The organism is Azospirillum himalayense (assembly GCF_042657465.1).
Taxonomy (GTDB): Bacteria; Pseudomonadota; Alphaproteobacteria; order Azospirillales; family Azospirillaceae; genus Azospirillum; species Azospirillum himalayense.
On sequence record NZ_JBHSLC010000121.1, the window covers coordinates 1 to 690 of the forward strand.

The 690-nt window shown below is 60.0% G+C and carries 1 protein-coding gene; it reads right to left on the minus strand.

Going from position 1 to position 690, the window contains the following annotated elements:
- Window positions 1–690 (minus strand): calcium-binding protein (locus tag ACFPMG_RS34265; protein ID WP_377000524.1); only part of this gene is annotated, 690 nt, incomplete at both ends.

Below are 690 nucleotides of genomic sequence, written 5' to 3' on the forward strand. Positions count from 1 at the left end.
CTATCATGAGATCGGCGCCAGCACCTCCGATGAGAAGATCGTCACCGAACATTCCATAGAGTGTGTTGCCACGCGCGTCGGCAACAAGTGTGTCATTGTAGCTGCTCCCGAGAACTTCCTCAATCGACACCAGTCGGTCGCCTTGAGCATACCCTCCCAGCGCAACGCCAACATCCAACCGGACGGTCACCGCAGCGTCAGACATGCCGTAACTCACATAATCAATGCCGTTTCCACCATCCAACCAGTCGCCGCCGGCGTCGCCGAAGAAGTCGTCATTCCCGTCGCCACCTTCCAGCCAATCGCTGCCGGCTTCGCCGTACAGGAGGTCGTCACCCTTGTCCCCTCGAATTATGTCATCGCCACCGCCACCGAACAGCACATCATTGCCAAGCAAACCCACGAGGACGTTGCCGTCGGCTCCGCCGTAAAGCGTGTCGTTGAAATCCGACCCCATCGCACTTTCAACGCTGATCAGCTTGTCGCCCTGCGCATCCCCGCCCGATGCCGTGCCCTGGGAGAGGTAAACCGTAACAGGGGCGGTGGAGGTGCTGTAGCTTACCAAGTCCATTCCTGAGCCACCGTCGATCTGGTCGGCGTCCGCGCCCCCGACCAGCACATCGTTGCCGTCTCCCCCTTGAAGGATGTCGGCTCCAGCATTGCCAATCAGCTCGTCGTCACCTCCCAGTC